At 69.8% G+C, this 17,892-nt stretch carries 18 protein-coding genes; 8 read left to right on the top strand and 10 right to left on the bottom strand.

Going from position 1 to position 17,892, the window contains the following annotated elements:
- Positions 1–35: 35 nt before the first annotated feature.
- From QSK37_RS08120 to QSK37_RS08130, 3 genes are all read right to left on the bottom strand, one after another.
- Entirely contained in the window at positions 36–1,862 is a 1,827-nt protein-coding gene (locus QSK37_RS08120) for a stealth family protein (RefSeq protein ID WP_285618635.1), read from the bottom strand.
- A gap of 156 nt (positions 1,863–2,018) precedes the next feature.
- Entirely contained in the window at positions 2,019–2,966 is a 948-nt protein-coding gene (locus QSK37_RS08125) for an ROK family protein (RefSeq protein WP_285618636.1), read from the bottom strand.
- An 87-nt stretch (positions 2,967–3,053) separates the two neighbouring features.
- Entirely contained in the window at positions 3,054–4,241 is a 1,188-nt protein-coding gene (locus QSK37_RS08130; RefSeq protein ID WP_285618638.1) for an FIST signal transduction protein, read from the bottom strand.
- A gap of 374 nt (positions 4,242–4,615) precedes the next feature.
- Here QSK37_RS08130 and QSK37_RS08135 point away from each other — a divergent pair, with 374 nt between their 5' ends.
- From QSK37_RS08135 to QSK37_RS08145, 3 genes are all read left to right on the top strand, one after another.
- Complete coding sequence (locus QSK37_RS08135; RefSeq protein WP_432705533.1) at positions 4,616–5,938, top strand: sigma 54-interacting transcriptional regulator; 1,323 nt, start codon at positions 4,616–4,618, stop codon at positions 5,936–5,938.
- A gap of 31 nt (positions 5,939–5,969) precedes the next feature.
- Complete coding sequence (locus QSK37_RS08140; RefSeq protein ID WP_285618640.1) at positions 5,970–7,937, top strand: vWA domain-containing protein; 1,968 nt, start codon at positions 5,970–5,972, stop codon at positions 7,935–7,937.
- Between the two features lie 69 nt (positions 7,938–8,006).
- Complete coding sequence (locus QSK37_RS08145) at positions 8,007–8,282, top strand: hypothetical protein (protein WP_285618642.1); 276 nt, start codon at positions 8,007–8,009, stop codon at positions 8,280–8,282.
- Positions 8,283–8,346: 64 nt separating this feature from the next.
- Here QSK37_RS08145 and QSK37_RS08150 read toward each other — a convergent pair whose 3' ends face one another.
- Entirely contained in the window at positions 8,347–10,452 is a 2,106-nt protein-coding gene (locus QSK37_RS08150) for a tetratricopeptide repeat protein (protein ID WP_285618644.1), read from the bottom strand.
- A gap of 12 nt (positions 10,453–10,464) precedes the next feature.
- Positions 10,465–11,694 carry a hypothetical protein gene (locus QSK37_RS08155; protein ID WP_285618646.1) on the bottom strand — a complete coding sequence of 410 codons (1,230 nt, stop codon included), beginning with the start codon at positions 11,692–11,694 and terminating at the stop codon, positions 10,465–10,467.
- 523 nt (positions 11,695–12,217) lie between these two features.
- On the opposite strand from QSK37_RS08155, the gene QSK37_RS08160 reads away from it, so the two are divergent.
- Positions 12,218–12,346, top strand: a complete 129-nt coding sequence (locus QSK37_RS08160) for a hypothetical protein (RefSeq protein WP_285618647.1) — start codon at positions 12,218–12,220, stop codon at positions 12,344–12,346.
- A 179-nt stretch (positions 12,347–12,525) separates the two neighbouring features.
- On the opposite strand, the gene QSK37_RS51420 is transcribed toward QSK37_RS08160, so the two are convergent.
- From QSK37_RS51420 to QSK37_RS08180, 4 genes are read right to left on the bottom strand one after another with little or no spacing between them, the layout of a single operon-like run.
- Positions 12,526–12,909, bottom strand: a complete 384-nt coding sequence (locus tag QSK37_RS51420; RefSeq protein ID WP_349497945.1) for a MerR family DNA-binding transcriptional regulator — start codon at positions 12,907–12,909, stop codon at positions 12,526–12,528.
- Positions 12,906–13,238, bottom strand: a complete 333-nt coding sequence (locus tag QSK37_RS08170; RefSeq protein ID WP_285618649.1) for a hypothetical protein — start codon at positions 13,236–13,238, stop codon at positions 12,906–12,908. The genes QSK37_RS51420 and QSK37_RS08170 overlap by 4 nt, the downstream gene beginning before the upstream one ends.
- A complete protein-coding gene (locus tag QSK37_RS08175) occupies positions 13,228–13,446 on the bottom strand; it encodes a hypothetical protein (RefSeq protein WP_285618651.1) in 219 nt (72 codons plus the stop codon). The genes QSK37_RS08170 and QSK37_RS08175 overlap by 11 nt, the downstream gene beginning before the upstream one ends.
- Positions 13,443–13,664 carry a hypothetical protein gene (locus QSK37_RS08180; RefSeq protein WP_285618652.1) on the bottom strand — a complete coding sequence of 74 codons (222 nt, stop codon included), beginning with the start codon at positions 13,662–13,664 and terminating at the stop codon, positions 13,443–13,445. The genes QSK37_RS08175 and QSK37_RS08180 overlap by 4 nt, the downstream gene beginning before the upstream one ends.
- Before the next feature lie 304 nt (positions 13,665–13,968).
- On the opposite strand from QSK37_RS08180, the gene QSK37_RS08185 reads away from it, so the two are divergent.
- From QSK37_RS08185 to QSK37_RS08200, 4 genes are all read left to right on the top strand, one after another.
- Positions 13,969–14,703, top strand: coding sequence for a helix-turn-helix domain-containing protein (locus tag QSK37_RS08185; protein WP_285618654.1), 735 nt, complete (start codon positions 13,969–13,971; stop codon positions 14,701–14,703).
- Positions 14,694–14,789: a DUF397 domain-containing protein gene (locus tag QSK37_RS08190; RefSeq protein WP_285618656.1), complete on the top strand. Its 96-nt coding sequence runs from the start codon at positions 14,694–14,696 to the stop codon at positions 14,787–14,789. The genes QSK37_RS08185 and QSK37_RS08190 overlap by 10 nt, the downstream gene beginning before the upstream one ends.
- Positions 14,790–15,123: 334 nt before the next feature.
- A complete protein-coding gene (locus tag QSK37_RS08195; RefSeq protein WP_285618658.1) occupies positions 15,124–16,284 on the top strand; it encodes a methyltransferase domain-containing protein in 1,161 nt (386 codons plus the stop codon).
- 48 nt (positions 16,285–16,332) lie between these two features.
- Positions 16,333–16,938, top strand: a complete 606-nt coding sequence (locus tag QSK37_RS08200) for a hypothetical protein (RefSeq protein ID WP_285618659.1) — start codon at positions 16,333–16,335, stop codon at positions 16,936–16,938.
- On the opposite strand, the gene QSK37_RS08205 is transcribed toward QSK37_RS08200, so the two are convergent.
- Complete coding sequence (locus tag QSK37_RS08205) at positions 16,922–17,836, bottom strand: LysR family transcriptional regulator (RefSeq protein ID WP_285618661.1); 915 nt, start codon at positions 17,834–17,836, stop codon at positions 16,922–16,924. The genes QSK37_RS08200 and QSK37_RS08205 overlap by 17 nt on opposite strands.
- Between the last annotated feature and the right edge of the window lie 56 nt (positions 17,837–17,892).

Here is a 17,892-nt window from a genome sequence, read left to right on the forward strand (position 1 = left end):
GCTCACCGCGCGGCAGGACGCGCCCGCGTCGGATCTCACCGCCTCTCGTAGGGACTGGGCACCGGGAAGTAGGCGTCGAGGAACCAGCTCATGAGCTGGAGCTGCCGCGCCTGCGTCACGGCGTCGGAGTCGGTGTCGTTCAGGCAGAACACGTCGAACCGCCGCAGCGACAGCATCCGGCGCAGCCGGTACGGGGTCTCGCGGGCGGCCAGGTCGGTGTAGGAGTAGTTGATGTGCCCCGGCGCGGCGCGCCCGGTCAGGAACGCGTAGTAGTGGTGCAGCGATGACGGGATCGCGATGTCGTCGGGGTGGCGGAACTGGTGCCGTGCCGTCTCGGCGGCCTCCTTGGCGAACCGCGCCTCGATCTCGGCGAGCACGCTGCGCCGCAGCGCGTACGGGACGTGCTTCATCTTCTGGGTGACCACCGGCCCGAAGGCCTCCTCGATCAGCCGCCGGTTGTTCTTGCCTGCGGCCAGCACCGGCAGGTCCGCCACGGACCGGTCGCCGAGTGCCACCTGCGCCTTGGAGGTGAAGAACCGGCTGACGCCGTTGGCCTGGAAGAACTGCGCGGGCCGCACCGGGCGGCCGAGGAAGAAGTCGTCGTTGAAGTACAGGAAGTGCTCGGCCAGCCCCTCGATGTGGTGGAGCTGCGACTCGATCGCGTGCGAGTTGAACGTCGGCAGGACGCCCCGGTCGTCGAAGATGTCGCGGTGGTCGACCACCGTCACCTTCGGGTGGTCGGCGTCCAGCCAGGGCGGCACCTGACCGTCCGTCACGATCCAGATGTGGCGGACCCACGGCGCGTAGGCCGCGACGCCGCGCAGGGAGTACCGCAGTTCGTCGCGGCTGATGTAGCGGGCGTCGTTGGCCGCCTGCCGGTTGAGCCGGGCGACGCCGACCGCCTCGAGCGCCGCGTCGCGCCGGGCCCGCCACGCCTCGTCCGCGCCGTCGACCCAGGTGTAGACGACGTCGATGGGGAAGGCCACGTCGTCCACCAGCCGGGCGGTGAACTCCGGTCGCGTCGGATAGTCCCCGTACGGCTCGCCGTACGGCGACAGGGTGGTCAGGCACGCCTCGGGTACGCCCACCGTGCGCCCGTCCGCCGGGACGCGTTCGGCGACGCGGTTGGGCCGCGGCGCGACCAGGTCGTCCTCCTCGCGGGTCCAGAACTCCACCGTGCAGCCGTGCTCCTCGCCGAGCACGAGCCGTCCGTCCGGGGTGCTGTAGTAGCGGACGATCCGCAGGACCGGCGCACCGGCGACGCTTCGCCACGCCCGGCCGCCGAACCGGTGGCGGTCGCCGTCGCCGACGTACGCTCCGGCCTCCGCGCAGGCGGCGGCCAGCGCACGGATCGCGCGCCCGCGGTCGGCGTCCGCCACGCCGACGGCCGACTGGCGGTCGTCGAGCGGGCGCAGGCAGAAGTACGGCACGCCGGCCGCGGTCAGGCCGGCGCACACCAGGTCGAGCGTCTCCCGGCGGGCGAACGTCGGCGTGAGGCCGGCGCGGATCTCGGCGAGCCGCACCCGGCCGCGGGCGCGGGCGAGTCCTCGCCCGGCCGGGGCCACCAGCCGCCGGTGGCGCAGGTGGTACCACAGCATCATGCGGCGGTCCGCGAGCCGGCGCAGCGGGCCGCCCGCGGAGGCCTTCAGGAGGAACCGGTTGCGCACCTCCGGCGACACCCACCGGGCGACGCGCGACCGCAGCGCCCGCGGCATGAGTTTCCGGTAGAGGCGCAGCAGCCAGAACGACTCCGTGCTGGTCGGCGCGAGCACGATCCGGTTCGGTGTGACGGTGTGCCGGTCGACGTCCGGCCGTTCCCCCACCGGTTCACTGTCGTACGGCGTCCGTACGGCATCCTGCATGTGTCAGTCCCAAATGTGAACTGGCGCGACTGGCTTGCGGGGGTTAGCCAGAGTTCGCCATAGGTTTTCCGCTTATTGGTGGGACCGTTACCTCACGTCACCGGTTTACTCGCCGGCAAAGTCCGTGGAAAATTCATGCCGGCCGTCAGCGATGGGTCAGCCGCGGGTCCAGTAGCGCTCGCCGCCGAAGACGAACGCCGCCGCGCCGACCAGACCCGCCATCTGCCCCAGCGCCGCCGGGACGACCCGCACCTCACGGGCGAAGTCCATGCGGGCGTGGGCGCGGAAGGTGTCCTCCAGGGGACGGAACAGCAGCGGCCCCGCCTGCGACAGGCCTCCCCCGACCGCGACGACGTCCAGGTCGCACAGGTGGGTGGCCGAGGCGATCGCCACGCCCAGCGCCCAGCCCGCGCGGTTCATCGCACGGACGGCGATCGGATGGCCGCGCGCGGCGTCGTGGGCGAGTTCCTTGCCGGTCTCGCCGGTCCAGCCCTGTTCGCGCGCCCAGGCCGACAGCGCGGGGCCGCGGGCGATCGCCTCCAGGCAGCCTCGCCCGCCGCACTCGCAGGGCGGGCCGTCCGGGTCGACGATCACGTGCCCGATGTGCCCGGCGTTGCCGCTCGCGCCGTCGACGAGCCGGTCGCCCAGGATGAGACCGCCGCCCACCCCGGTGGACACGACCATGCCGAGGACGTTGCGCCGGCCGCGTCCGGCGCCGCGCCAGTGCTCACCGACGGTGAACGCGACGGCGTCGTTGTGCACCCGGACCGGCAGGCCGGGGAAGCGGTCGACGAGCCGCTCGCGCAGCGGGAAGCCGCGCCACGCGGGCATGTTGAGCGGGGAGACCTTTCCCGACGGCCACCCCATCGGCCCGCCGCAGCCCACCCCGACGCCAGCGAGCCGCTTGGCCGGCAGCTTCTCGATCAGGGCCAGGAGCGTGCGCCACAGGCCCTCGGCATCGACGTGGGGCGGCCGGGGCGTGACGATGCGCTCGTACGCGCCCACCCGTCCTCCGGGTTCGACGAGCGCGGCGGCCATCTTGGTGCCACCGATGTCGATCGCGAGAACCGAGGCGTCCACCGGTGCGCCGCCGCCGTCTTCCATTTTCCGCCGCTCCCCTAGCCGAGCCCGTACCGCTCCTTCGAGGTCACGACCCGGCCGGCGGTCCCGTCGATCTGCGGATCAAACGCATCATGGGGTCCCCGCCTCGGGGCCGAAGGCCAGGATCGAGGCGCTGAACCCGTGCACGTGGTTGTGGCCCGAGACCGGCCCGATCTCGCCGGCGGCGAAGAACCCGCCGATCCCCGACGTGCCGAGCATGCTGCGCAGCAGCCGCACGTCGTGGTCGGAGTTGGGGAACATCGCGCGGCCCCGGCCCGTGCAGGAGAACAGCAGCGCCCCCTCGACCGGCGCGAGGCCGAGATCGCCGAGCATGAGGGTGAGGTCCTCGTCGGCCGCGCCCGCGTCGCGCACCTGGAAGCGCACCGTACGGCCGATATCGATGACATCGCCGGTGGCGAGGGCCCCGGCGTCGGGGTCGGCGCCGATCACGCCGCGGACCAGGAAGTCGCCGCGCTCGTGCTGTTCGGCGTACTCGTCCATCGCGATGCCGATCAGCAGCCCGCCCTCGATCATGGAGCGTTCTTTCTCCGGCAGTTCGGACACGACCTCTTCGAGTTTGGTCAGCGCGGGCGTGCCGGCCAGTTCGTACAGGACGTTGTCCTCGGCTCGGGTGACGGCCATCGGCGGGCCGACCGGCCGGGCGCCCTGGCTGACCAGTGTCGCGGTCATGACCGAACCGCCGAGCAGCACGCCGACCGCGCCCGAGTCGACGATCTCGCCGTCGGCGAAGAGCCGCGCGGTGCCGCGGCCGCCCTGGCCGGTGGCCAGGCCGCCGACGAGCGGCAAGCCCGGCAGGACCTCGCCGGACCGCTCGACGAAGGCGTCCACGGGAAAGGTGTAGGGGTCGGCGAGCAGGACGGCGACGACGTCGTCGTCCCTGGTCTGGGGCATGCCGACCACGGCGAGGCGCTGGGCTCCGTCCGGCTCCTCGCCGGGAAACTTCAGCGTCTCCAGCCGGAACGGCTCGATGCGCGCCTCCGGCAGCCGCGCCGCCCACGCGCTGACCGCGCTGGAGTCCTCGACGCCGTGGTTGCCGCCGATCACGCCGGGAGCGCCGCAGCCGATCACGTTGGGGGTGCCGGCGACCTCCATCGCCCGCCGCGCGGCCCGCTCGACGGCGTCCGGGGCCTGCGCGCACACGAACACGAAGACGAGGTCGGGCGGGCCGTCGAGAGGCAGGCGGGCCTGCGCCACCGCGGAGTCCGCGGCCGCGACAAGGTCGGGCCCGACGGCCAGGCCGTCGCCGAACCGCGCCACTGCGTCTCCCCCTTCAACACGTCCGATTTCTTACGGTCTACCACAATGTGGGGAGGATTCCCGGCCTCGCCACGGTCGTCTCCCAGGCCCCTTCCGGCCCCTCCCTCCAAGGACAGCGAGTTCACCTACCCGGCGTTGACGGCTCTCAACCGCCGTGTCGACGAGAGCCCTCCGGATGCGCATCCGAAAATCGGGGCATAGTGTCGAACGGAGCACCAGCCCGCGCGGGAGTCCGGCGCGGCGAGCCAAGAGGCGGGGGTGGCGACGTGAGCGCGCCCTTCGGCCGGCCACCAGTGAGATAGCGATAGAGGACAGTGAACACGCGACCGACGACACTTCGTGAGCTCCGCGCCAGTGGTCATGTCCACCGGCCGGTGAAGACCGAGATCCGCGACAACCTCCTTGCCCGCCTCCGTACCGGTGAGCCACGCTTCCCGGGCATCGTCGGGTTCGACGAAACGGTCCTGCCGCACCTCGAACGTGCCCTGATCGCCGGGCACGACCTCGTCCTCCTGGGCGAGCGCGGCCAGGGCAAGTCCCGGCTGATCCGCACGCTCGGCGGCCTTCTGGACGAGTGGACGCCGATCGTCGCGGGCTGCGAGATCAACGATCACCCGTACGCCCCGGTGTGCGTGCGCTGCCGCCGGCTGCTCGACGAGCACGGCGACGACCTGGCGATCGACTGGAAGCACCGCGACGACCGATACGGCGAGAAGCTCGCCACGCCCGACACCAGCGTCGGCGACCTCGTCGGCGACATCGACCCGATCAAGGTGGCCGAGGGCCGTACGCTCGGCGACCCGGAGACCGTCCACTACGGCCTCGTGCCGCGCACCAACCGCGGGATCTTCTGCGTCAACGAGCTGCCCGACCTGGCCGAGCGGATCCAGGTGTCGCTGCTCAACGTGCTGGAGGAGCGCGACGTGCAGATCCGCGGGTACGCCCTGCGGCTGCCGCTCGACGTCCTGCTCGTGGCCAGCGCGAACCCCGAGGACTACACCAACCGCGGCCGCATCATCACGCCGCTGAAGGACCGCTTCGGCGCCGAGATCCGCACCCACTACCCGCTCGACCTGGACGACGAGCTGGTGCTGATCGGCCAGGAGGCCCAGGTCACCGCCGCCGTGCCGATCCACCTGATGGAGGTCATCGCCCGGTTCACCCGGCTCGTACGCGAGTCGCCGGCCGTCGACACCCGCTCCGGCGTGTCGGCGCGGTTCTCCATCGCGGCCACCGAGACCGTCGCCGCCTCGGCGCTGCGGCGCGGCGCCGTCGCGAACGAGGACCAGCCGGTGGCGCGGGTCTGCGACCTGCCGTCGATCGTGCCGACCCTGCTCGGCAAGGTGGAGTTCGAGGTCAGCGAGGAGGGCCGTGAGGAGGAGGTGCTGGCGCACCTGCTGCGCCGCGCCACCGCCGAGGCCTGGCGGCGCATGCTCGGCTCGGCCGACCTGACGGGCCTGCTCGACCGGTTCGACCGCGGCGCCACCGTCGACGCCGGCGAGCTCGTACCGGCCGCGGAGCTGCTGCACCGCATCGGCCCGGTCAACGGCCTGTCGCGGATCCTGGAGGGCCTCGGCATGGAGGGCGAGTCGCCCGGCCACGCGGCGGCGGCGCTGGAGTTCGCGCTCGAAGGGCTCTACCTCATGCGGCGGCTGTCCAAGGACGTCGCGGACGGCACGTCGACGTACCGCACCTGAGTCACGTTTCATCTGGGGAAAGAAGGTCACCGTGTCCGGATACCGGTACGGGTCCTACCACGACGGGCCTGATCCGCTCGCGCCTCCGTACGACATCCGCGAGGCCATCGACGCCATGGGCGACTCCATGCTGGAGGGCACCGGGCCGGCCGAGGCGCTGCGCGAGCTGCTGCGCCGCGGGCTGCCCGGCGACCGCCGGCGGCGCGGCCTGGACGACCTGCTGCGCCAGGTGCGCTCCCGGCGGCAGCAGCTGCGCGGCAGCGGGCGGCTCGACGGCACGCTCGAAGAGGCGCGCGCCCTGCTCGACCGGGCGATCGGGCAGGAGCGCGCCGCGCTCTTCCCCGACCCGAGCGACGACGCGCGGCTGCGCGAGGCCGAGCTCGACACGCTGCCGCAGGACACCGCGCAGGCCGTACGCCGCCTGTCGCCCTACCAGTGGCGTTCGCCGGAGGCGCGGCAGACCTTCGAGGAGCTGAAGGACCTGCTGCGGCGTGACGTGCTGGACGCGCAGTTCCGCGGCATGAAGCAGGCGATGACCAACCCCGACCCGGCCGCCATGCAACGGGTCAAGGACATGATGTCCGCGCTCAACGACATGCTCGAGAAGGACGCGCGCGGCCAGCACACGCAGGAGGACTTCGACGCCTTCATGCGGGAGTACGGGGAGTTCTTCCCCGACGACCCGCAGAACCTGGAGGAGCTCGTCGACTCCCTCGCCCGGCGCGCCGCCGCGACCGAGCGGCTGCTCGCCTCGCTCACACCCGAGCAGCGCGAGGAGCTCGCCTCCCTCATGGCCCAGACGATGGAGGACGCCGGGCTGGCCGACGAGATGGCCCGGCTCGGCTCGGCGCTGCGGCAGCGGCGACCCGACCTCGACTGGACCGGTTCGGAGCGGATGAACGGCGACGACCCGATGTCGATGGGCGACGCCACCACCGCGCTGGAGGAGCTGGCCGACCTCGCCGAGCTGGAGGGCGCGCTGCGGCAGGACTATCCGGGCGCGCGGATGGACGACATCGACGAGGAGGCGGTACGCCGGGCGCTGGGCCGCCAGGCCGTGGACGACCTGGCCGAGCTGCGGCGCATCGAGACCGAGCTCGAACGCCAGGGGTACCTCAAGCGCCGTGGCGGGTCGCTGGACCTGACGCCCAAGGCGGTGCGCCGGCTGGGCGAGACGGCGCTGCGGCGAGTGTTCGCCCAGCTCGAAGCCTCGCGCAAGGGCGACCACGACCAGGTCGACGCGGGCCAGGCGGGCGAGCTGACCGGCGCCAGCCGCCCGTGGCGGTCCGGCGACGAGCAGCCCATCGACGTCATCCGCACGCTGTCGAACGCCCTCCGCCGGGGCGGGGCGGTCGCCGAGGCCCCGCGCCCGCGCGTACGGCTGGAGGTCGACGACTTCGAGGTGCTGGAGACCGAGCGCCGTACGGCGGCGGCGGTGTGCCTGCTGGTCGACCTGTCCTACTCCATGGCCCTGCGCGGCACCTGGGGATCGGCCAAGCAGACCGCCCTCGCCCTGCACACGCTGGTGGCCAGCAAGTACCCGCAGGACGCCGTGCAGATCATCGGCTTCTCCAACTACGCCCGCGAACTGCACCCGACGGAGCTGGCCGGCCTCGACTGGGACATGGTGCAGGGCACGAACCTCCACCACGCCCTGATGATCGCCGGCCGCCACATCGACAAGCACCCCGAACACGACCCGATCATCCTGGTCATCACCGACGGCGAGCCGACCGCGCACCTGCTCCGCGACGGCCGCTCCGCGTTCGACTGGCCGCCGTCACCGGAGACGCTGGAGCTCACCCTGGCCGAGGTCGACAAGATGACCCGGCGCCGGGCGACGCTCAACATCTTCATGCTGGCCGACGACGAACGGCTGGTCTCGTTCGTCGAGGAGGTCGCCCGCCGCAACGGCGGCCGGGTCTTCGCCCCGACCCCGGAACGACTGGGCGAGTACGTCGTCCGCGACTACCTCCGCGCACGCCGGGGCGGCCACTGACGGCAGCCGTCCTCCGGGCGCACGCGTACGGAGGCGGCACCTGCCTCGAGGGATCGTCGTTAGGGAGTCGTGAAGGACAGGAACCGCTTCCGTCGGGTCGGCGGCTACCTCACCGGTGCGCTGATCGCCGTCGGCGTCGCCGCCTCCGGCGGCTTCAGGCCGGGCGGCGTCCCCGTGACGATTCTCGTCTTCTTCGCCGCGGGGGTGGCCGCGCTGGGATATGTGACCTGGCGGCTGGTCACCGGCCGGGACGGACTGTGGCGGCGGGGCCCGACCCGCCGACGCCGTGACAGGCTCGAGCGGCGATCATCCGGCGTTTCACCCACGGATCGCCGACCGCCCTAGCCGCTGATCCGCTCAGCGATGGATCACCCATTCCGGCCGGTCGTGAACGAGGCCGCTCACGATCTCACGACGGGGTCATGGCGCCCTTCACGGCGGCGAGGGCGTCCGCCACGTCCGGGTCGTCGGGATCCAGGTCGCGGGCGACGTCCAAGTCGGCGAGGGCGCGCTCCCACTGGCCGCTGTGCTGATAGACGAACGCTCGGTTGAAGCGCAGCAGCGGATTGTCGGGCTGCACCTCGACGGCGTGACTCAGGTCGGCCAGCGCGATCTCCACGTCTCCGAGCTCGTGAGCCACGGCGGCGCGGCCGGACAGGGCGGAGATCAGATCCGGGTCGGCGGCGAGGGCGCGGTCGAACGCCGACCGCGCCGCCGGATAGTCGCCCCGCTCGGCGTGAATCTGGCCGAGCACCGCGTGCAGGTGCGGGGTGTCCGGGTCGTGCCCCAAGCCGGTTGCGGCGTCCCGCTCGGCGGCGTCCAGATCACCGAGTTCGAGATACAGCCCGGCCCGGTTGACCCAGGCGTCCACGAAGTCCGGCTGCAGCTCCAGCACGTACGAGAAATCGGCGATCGCGCCCTCGACGTCACCCATCTCCGCGCGAAGATCACCCCGGTTGTAAAAGACCTCCGGGAACGGCGAAGACAGCCGAATCGCTTCGGTGTATTCGGCGAGCGACTCCTCGAGGCGCCCGAGCCGTCGCAGTATCCCCGCCTGGTCGAAATGATACTCAGCCCAGTTCGGGTCGATGTCGATGAGCTCGGCGTAACTGTCCACGCTCTCTTCGAGTCGTCCGAGGGAGGCGAGGACCTGGCATCGGTTGTAACGCAGAATCGTGCGGAAGTGGAGCCACTCACCCGAGGGGAACTCTTCCTCCAACCGAGCGATTCCGTCGTCGAGCAGACCCAACGCCTCTTCGAGATTGCCAAGGTGGAGTTCGACCAAGGCCAGCCCGTTGCGGTACCACACCGTGTTGAACTCGCGTACTTTGCGTTCGGTCATCGCGCCCGCCAAGGCAATGGCCAGATTGATCCAGCCAAGCGCCGCCTGGTGGTCGCGTTGCTCGGGATCGTAATGGCGGGTATAGAGCATCGCCAGGCCGTAGGCCGCCTGTATGTGCACCAATGGCGAGGTACTTCCCCGGCGGGCTTCCTCGTAGGCCAGATGCGCCTCGTCGATTCGGCCGGACGCGGAAAACGCCGCAGCCAATTTGGCAACGAAATGCTTCCACTGTTCTTCGTCGGTTTCGCGGTTGACCAACGCCAGCCCGCGTGCACTCAATTCGGCCATCGCGTGATAACATCCCACGTTCTGGCAGTGCTCCAGCGCATGGCGCAGCGCCGGCACGGCGGCGCCGACCGGATCACTGCCCCGTTCGAGGTGATAGGGAATGGCGCCGAGGAGGAGTGAAAACTCCTCGCGTGCGCCGAGCTCGGTGGCGCAGGCGTCGTGCAGACGCTTTCGTTCCTCGGCGTCGAGGCGTTCATAGGCGACGATCGCCGCCGGATCGTCGTCGATGCAACCGCCGAACACGTAGTCCCGCGCAAGGTCGGAAACGTCGGTAGCCTCGGCGGCGGCATCGATGACCTGATTCGGCCCGTCCAGCCGAATACAGTGGGCTTCGAGGGCGAGTCCGAGCGGCTCCGTGACGGGGCCTGGTGGCTGGACGAGCGGATTGGTTCCCGTGGTCACCACGACCGTCAACAGCTCCGGATCGATGCGCCGGAGCAACACGGCGAGGAATTCCTGGTCGGTGGGATCGGCCTCGTGCGCGTCGTCAACGATCAGAGTGTGCTTGCCGCCGAGGCAACGCAGATAATCGGCGACGAAATCGACCAGACCGTGGGACATCCGCAGGGTCCGCAGCCGAGCATAGAACCGGGTACGTTCGGGCACCGGCGTGCGCGAGGTCAACGTCTCCCGGGTGGCGGAAACGGTGCCGCGCAGTTCCGGCGCGGTATCGATGATTTCAGTATCGTGCCGCTGCATCAGATCGGGGCACCGGTCCAGCGCATCGGGCACGATCGCACGCAACAGCGTGCCGACGGCGGTGTAGGGGCCGCGAAGCCGACGATGGGCGTTGACCACGGCGAGCGCGGGCGGCAGGGCAAGCTCCGACCGCGCGGCCACACGATCGCGTTGACGCGGCGCACGAATCCAACGATGTTCGGCCATTTTTCTATCCTTTTATTTATGGGTCGTGGTTTTTCGGCGCCGGTCTCGTCCGGCCAGTAGGACGACCAGCAGGATTTGCGTGAGGTTGAGGCCGACGAACACGGCCGAGTCGAGCAGCTCGCCGGATGTCGCGGCACCGCCGAAGAATCGGCTGAGCACACCGCTGAACAAATGGTATGCCGTCGGCAGAACGGCAACCAGGAAGACTACGATGGTGCCCAGGTACCCGGCGAGCATCAGCCAGGCATACCAGCGGGCCACCCGCCGATCGGTCGGATGCCAGGATGATTCATCCAACGCCGGCCTTCCCAGCGAACGGCGAAAAGCGTTGCGCAGCACACCTTTGGCCACGTCGTGCAGGTCGACGCATCCCAGCGCAGTGGCGAACAGGACGTACAGATCGGTGCGCAGATAAAAATAAAACTGCCATGAAAGGCGAAGCAACGTCGTATAGGCAAGAGCGAGGCACACTCTACCGAAAAGCGCCGGGGTGCCGGTGTCATCGATGGCGACCGAAGCCGACAACGTCAACACGGCCAGCACGACCACATCCGCCAGCATTCCCGCCATAATTGGCAGGACCCGCCGTCGGCGCGGGATCATGACCAAGCCATCGAGTGAGGTTTCGAACACGATATATATCAGCCGGCGGCCGATGCTCAGTCGTGACCGAATCCCGCGTCGGCGACCGGCCAACGCATGAAAGGCCTCGTGAATCAGCAGCAACGGGAACTGGCCGAAGAACAGCACTACTTCGACTATCGTGAATGACTTCGTGAAGAATATGTTCCGATAATGCGGCACCAGCTGCGGTGACCGCGCCATGGCAACGACGGCGCCGACCGTGAGAGCGCCATAGCAGACCCATGCGGGAAATGAGAACAATGCCCGGCCGAGGCGTTGCCAGCGTACCGATCGCGTCTCGCCGGACAGAGATTCCGTCGCGGATCGCGCGTCGGAGCGGATGAATCCCAACTCGTCGAGGGTGTCGAGCAGGTCCCCGACGTCGACGCTTTCCCCGTAGGCACCCGAGTACCAGTCAGCCGCCTCGCGCGGAGTCATCCCCTCGGCCAACCGGCGAACGAGCTCGGCACCGTCCTTGGGCAGGACGGCATAGGAGTCGACGTCCAATCGACCTACGGTTACCTCGTCCCCGTCGTCCAGATACTCCAATGGATACAGGCACACGACCCGCTCGAGATCGACACCAGCATTTTCGGCCACCACCCGCCTCCCGCGCATTGAAAAATGATAGGCGGCGGAGGCCGAACCCAGCTCTACACTCGACCTCCGCCCCAGAAAAGACTTAATCACTCATAGCAGAAGTACAGCGGCTGCGCCGCGCTGGTCAGACGGACCGAACCCGCCTTACGAACAACAATCTTCTTCACCTTGCCACCCCCTCTCCTCAGGGAGGGCTGAAAAAGAGTTGTAATTACTGATAGCAAACGTACAGCGGCTGCGCCGCACTGGTCAGACGGACCGAACCCGCCTTACGAACAACAATCTTCTTCATCATGCCACCCCCTCTCCCCAGAGAGGCACATTTTATTGTGAGAACAACGGATTGACCTCATATTTCAAGAAACCTAGAACCTATGCCTTAAAATTGCTAGGCGGTCCGCAACGTAGTGCCGTAAATGGGACGTCAACAGCAGCATGCTTGGGAGCTGTGTGGTCACCCGTTGGCCCAGGGCCGGCTTCGCCAGTCGGCCAGGCCACCGGACATGTCACCGGCCCACGATCCCGCCCATTCCGGCAGGCCATGGACGAGGCCGAGAACCTGCCCGTACCGGTCGGGCGCCAGGTCGAGGAAGACCAGGTCATCACCACCGGTACGCGCGATCGGGAGCAGGTCGGCACCGGCAGGTGGTCGGCCAGCCGGCTCTTTTGAAGCCGCCGGTACTCGCCGAGCAGCGTCCCCCAGCCGTACTCGCCGCGCCGGTCACGCCCCAGCCGGAACAGGTCGGAGTAGCTGATCGGCTCTCCTCCCGGACCGGGCGGCACACGGACGCTGTACGGCAGACCGCCACCGTTGGCCGGCGTCGAGAAACGCCCGATAGGCGGGTGGGATCAATTCGGGCGTACGGCTCTGCGACCGTTCAGGACGGCGTGTTTCACCAGGATCCGGCGCATCTTGCCATAGCTGCACCCGAACTCAGCAGCGACCCGGCGGATCGGCCAGCCCTGCTCGTACAGACGGACGGCGTCCTGCTCCATCCCCTGCTCCGAGTTCGGCTCGGCGGTATGACGGGCGTCGCGAAGGGCGAGTACATCGTCGCGGCGGTAACGGCGATGGCCGCCCGGTGTGCGCACGAAGGAGACGATCATTCCAACGCGTGCCCATGCGGCGACGGTCGCCGCGGTGACACCGAAGATCTCGGCCACCTCTCGCGGGGTGAGCAGTTCCTCACCGGCCCCGATCATCGGCCGGGCGTCGCCGTCCCGGCCGCTCATTGGTCCTCCCCGACCGGGTTCGTACGCCGTGGTTCCGCCGCGCCCGGTGTACCGACTCGGCGGGCTATGGATGCCGCCGCGCCCGCCGGGTCGGTGACCGGATGGCGGAATCCGGCGCCACGCCACTCGAAGAACTCACCCGATGCGTCCACGGTGATCCACCACGACGGCGCGGTGCCGGTACGGATCACCGCGGCCGGCCGGGCGTCGCTCATACTCACGTTCAGCCCCCGTTTCGCCGACTCCCGGCACAGCTCGGTGATCAGCCTGAGGTCCGAAGTCCGGCCGCCCGCGTACACGTCGATGTCTCCCTTCCGGTCAGCAGGCACCGTCGGCCTCGTACGGGCTGGTCTCGATCTGACGCAGGATGGACCGCGCCTGCATCGGGTACCGGCGGACGAGCGCGTCGAGTCGCGTCAGGTCCGCGGCCCACGAGACGCCGGGCATGCCGAGCGCCGCCCGCGCCGCCTCGAACGACCGGATCGACCGCGTCAGCGGGTCCCCTTCCGCCTGCGGCGGACTCGTTCGAGGGCTCATCGGGTCGCTCCCGCGGCGACGACGTGGCGGATGAGCCGTACGGCCGTCGCGACGTCGTGGGCCGGGCAGATCGGGGCGGGGTGCGCGGGTTCGTCCCAGGACCAGTACCACGTCAGCACCTCGCCGGGATCCGGCCGCAACGTGATGACCTCATTGAGATGTTCGCTGCCGTACGGCACGTGGACCTTGAGCCGGGTGGACGGCTCGATCACGGTCACTTTCAGACCCGCCTCCTCGCACGCCTTGGCGAGACATTCGGTGAGCCGGTCCGCGCTTTCCTCAGGCCCCGAGGCAATGACATCCATTCGAAAAACTCCCGTTGTCGGTAATCGTGCCAACAGATTGGCGGTTTCGAACTACGATCGGAACGGTTCGCGACTCTCCCGCCAATTCACCACGCGAAGCGGAAGTGTCCGTGTGCGGATCAGGAGCGTCGATCGAACCGCGTAGAGCAGCGTTGAATCCGACAAAGGAGGCAATATGGGTAGGCTCCGCAGCCCAACGCTCGTCACTCTCGGGCGCATGGTGCGCACCTTCCGTGACGCCGCCGGCCTCACGCAGAAAGAACTCGCCAAGGCGCTCGGCTACACCAACGGCTGGGTCAGCAACGTCGAGACCGCCCAGCTACGCCCCCGAGCCGAACAGATCACGGCACTCGAAAGGGCGCTCCGCATCCCACCGGGCGCGTTAATGAACGTCTACGAACAACTCGACGGCGAGGTCCTACCCGGCTGGTTCCGCGAGTGGGTGGACGAGGAGACCCGAGCCGAAGTCCTGCGAGCGTTCGAGCTTTTCGTGATTCCCGGTCTGCTGCAGATCGAGGATTACGCACGCGCGCTCCTGCCGGGAGATGAGGCAGGAGTCGCCCAGCGGATGAAACGTCAGCAGGTCCTGGAGACGGACAGTCCCCCGATGTTCCACGTCGTGCTGGATGAGGCGGTCCTTCACCACGGACGTGGCGGCAAAGAGGTGATGCGCGCCCAGCTGGAGCAGCTCATCGCGGCGGTAGGGCCGCGGCTGTCCCTGCAAGTCGTACGATCCGAGATGAACCCCCGTCCCCGAGGGGCGTTCACCATCGCAACGGTGGACGGCGCCGACGTGGCGTATGTGGATACCGCCATCCGAGGCATCGTCACCAGCAGTCGTGAGGAGCTCGCCGATTTGGCGGCCTCCTGGGAGGCCATCAGGACGTTCGCCCTCTCACAACAGGAATCCCTCGACCTGATCAGGAAAGTGATTGAGGAGAAATGGACGTAGCAGATCTCGACTGGCGTAAGTCCACGCGTAGTGCCGACCAGGGCAACTGCGTGGAGATCACCATCGTCGAGGACGGCGGCGAGTAAGCGCTTATGGCGAGGCCCCCACCGCCGGTCCGAGCGGTGGGGGCCTCACTTCGGCATGACCGCCGGATTTCCGACGTTTGCCGCCTGGTGACGAATCATGCGTTTTACATCGCACAAAGCCACCAGGGCGTAACCGAATGGCTACAGCAACGCCCAGTCCCTTGCCATAGCCTGCTGTCCACTGCTCCTCCTACCCCTGGGAGGTCCCGATGGGACAGCACAGCGGCGAGCCGAAGGACGGCAAGGGCGGCGACAGCAACCGGCCGCAGGGTGGTTCACACTCCGGAGGTTCCGGGTCGGGTGGCAACTCCGGTGACGGGAACAAGCCGGGCCGATGATCCCCGACGATCTCACCGCCCGGATCGACCGGCTCTGTGATCGGCTGGCCGCCGACGGAGATCTGCTCGATCCGGGTTGGCGGGCGGCGTTCCACGCGGTGCCTCGCCATCTGTTCGTGCCCGAGCGGGCGTGGGCCGCGCCGAACGGTCCCGGTCCGGGATTCGTCATCGACCGGACCGCCGATCCCGGCACGTGGTGGGACGCCGTCTACTCCGACGCCGCGATCATCACGCAGCGATCCGACGGCACGGCCGATGTCGCGGACCCGGGGGAACCGTCGAGTTCCTGCTCGGCGCCGGGCACGGTCGCCGAGTTCCTCAGCCACCTCGCCCCCGAGGACCACAACCGGATCCTGGAGGTCGGCACCGGTACGGGCTGGACGGCGGCCCTGCTGTCGTACCGGGTCGGCGCGGGCAACGTCACCTCCGTCGACATCGACCCGGCGGTGTCCGAGAGCGCGGCCAAGAACCTCTCCGGCACGGCCCACGCGCCGCGCCTGTTCGTGGGCGACGGCACGCTCGGCCTGCCGGAGTCCGCGCCGTTCGATCGCGTGCACGTCGCCGCCGGCGTCACCGGCATCCCGTACGCCTGGGTCGAGCAGACGAGGCCCGGCGGCGTCATCGTCCTGCCGTTCGCGCCGGGATGGGGGTTCGGGTGGCTCGCCCGGCTGCACGTCGTCGGCGACGGTACGGCGGTCGGGGCCTTCCCCGGATTCGCCGGCTACATGCCCCTGCGGGGTCAGCGCGTCCCCTGGCGTTCGCTGTCCGGCCTGCCTCAGGACGGTCTGGCCGAATCGGCGACCCGGCTGGACCCCCGGCGGCTGCGCGCCGACTCGGCGGCCGACCTGTTCCTCGCCGCCGCCGTCCCCGGCGTACGGACGTATCTCTTCCACGGTGAGGGCGCCGAGGCGGACGAGTGCACGTTGTGGCTGGTCGAGGCCGGTGACAGAGGCGCGTGGGCGTCGGTCGACTACGCTCCCGGGCGGCGCGAGTTCCTCGTTCAGCAGCAGGGGGCGCGGCGGCTGTGGGACGAGGCCGAGCGGGCGTACCTGCGGTGGCTGGGGATGGGACGGCCGACGCATGACCGGTTCGGGCTGACGGTCACGCCGGACGCCCAGCACGTGTGGATCGACCATCCGGGTATTCACGCAGCGTGACGCCGGGGTGCACTGGCCGCGATCGCGGGCGGGCGCTAGGGTCGTGCCATGTCCAGTGGCGATCGCTTGCTCATGATCCTGCACATCGGCTTCGCGATCTTCGCACTCGGGCCGGTGACCGCGGCGACCATGGCCACGCCGCGCCACATCCGGCGTGGTGAGGCGTCGGTCGTACGCAACCTCAACCGCATGACCCGCATCTACGGGCTGCTGACGCTCGGCATCTTCCTGTTCGGGGCGCTGGTGGCGCACGGCAAGTTCGACCAGATGTGGCTGTCGGCGTCGATGACGCTGTTCATCGTGGCGTTCGTGCTGCTGTTCATCGTCGAACGCGACCAGCGCAAGGCCATCCACAAGATCGAGGTCGCCGCGGCCGAGCGGCGCGCGGAGAAGGCGGAGGCCGCGCGGCCCGCCGACACGACCGCGACCACCGCCCCGACCACGGCCCCGACCGACAAGCCCGTGGCCGGAGCCGACGTCCCGACCGGCGCGGAGCAGGCCGAGACGCCGGCTCCGGAGCCGAAGCCCGAACCGCGGCCCGAGCCGCGACCCGCCGCTGAGGCCGCCAAGGTCGAGACCGGCCGTATCGCCACCCTCTCCGGCGTCGTCGCGCTGATCTGGATCGTCATCCTGGTGCTCATGGTCTGGCACTGAGGGCGTCGATCACCGGCCGGAGCAGCGGAGAGTCCTCGGCGCCGGCCCGTACGGCGAGGAAGATCCGGCGCGCCGGCGGACGCGGCGCCGCAGCGCGCAGCACCGTGCCGGGCGGCGCGGCAGGGAGCGCGAGGCTCGGCGCCAACGCGACGCCCGCGCCGACGCCGACGAGCGCGCCCAGCGCGGTCCAGTCGTCCGTACGGTGACGGATCTCGGGGTTGAAACCGGCCTCGGCGCACGCGGCGAGCGCGACCTCCAGGCAGGGTCCGGACCGCCCGGCGACCCAGGGTTCGTCCGCTAGGTCGGCCAGTTCAAGCCGTTCGCGCCCGGCCAGCGGATGGTCGGCGGGCAGGACCACGTTCATCGGGTCGGTGAGCAGGTCGCGGCGCGCGTATCGGGGGTCGGCGCGATGGGGTGCGTCGCGCCAGTCGACGGTGATGACCACGTCGAGCTCGCCGACGCCGAGGCGGCTGAAGCAGCCGGGGGCCTCCGCCTCGACGACGCGAACGCGCAGCCGTGGCCGTTCGCGGCGTAGGCGGGCCAGCGCGGGAACGACGACCCCGGTGACGGCGCTGGCGAACGCCCCGATCACCACCTCTCCGACCTCGCCGTCGGTGTGGGCGTCCAGGTCCGCGCGGGCGCGTTCGAGCTGCGCGTGCACGATGCTCGCGTGGTCCAGCAGGATCCGCGCCTGCGCCGTGAGACGTACGCCCCGGCCGTCGCGCGACAGCAGCGGCGCGCCGACCTCGCGGGCGAGGGTCGCCAGTTGCTGGGAGACGGCGGACGGCGTCACGTGCAGGGCGGCGGCGGTCGCGGCCACGGTGCCGCGGTCGGCGAGCTCCCGGAGTACGCGGAGCCGGTAGCGGTCGATCGTGAAGAGTTTGCTTACCGGTTCCATCCACAAAGTTTAGCTGGACCCGTACGGACCTGCGGCTCCACCATGATCGGCATGAT

It is taken from the genome of Actinoallomurus iriomotensis (genome assembly GCF_030269445.1).
GTDB classification, from domain to species: Bacteria; Actinomycetota; Actinomycetes; order Streptosporangiales; family Streptosporangiaceae; genus Actinoallomurus; species Actinoallomurus iriomotensis.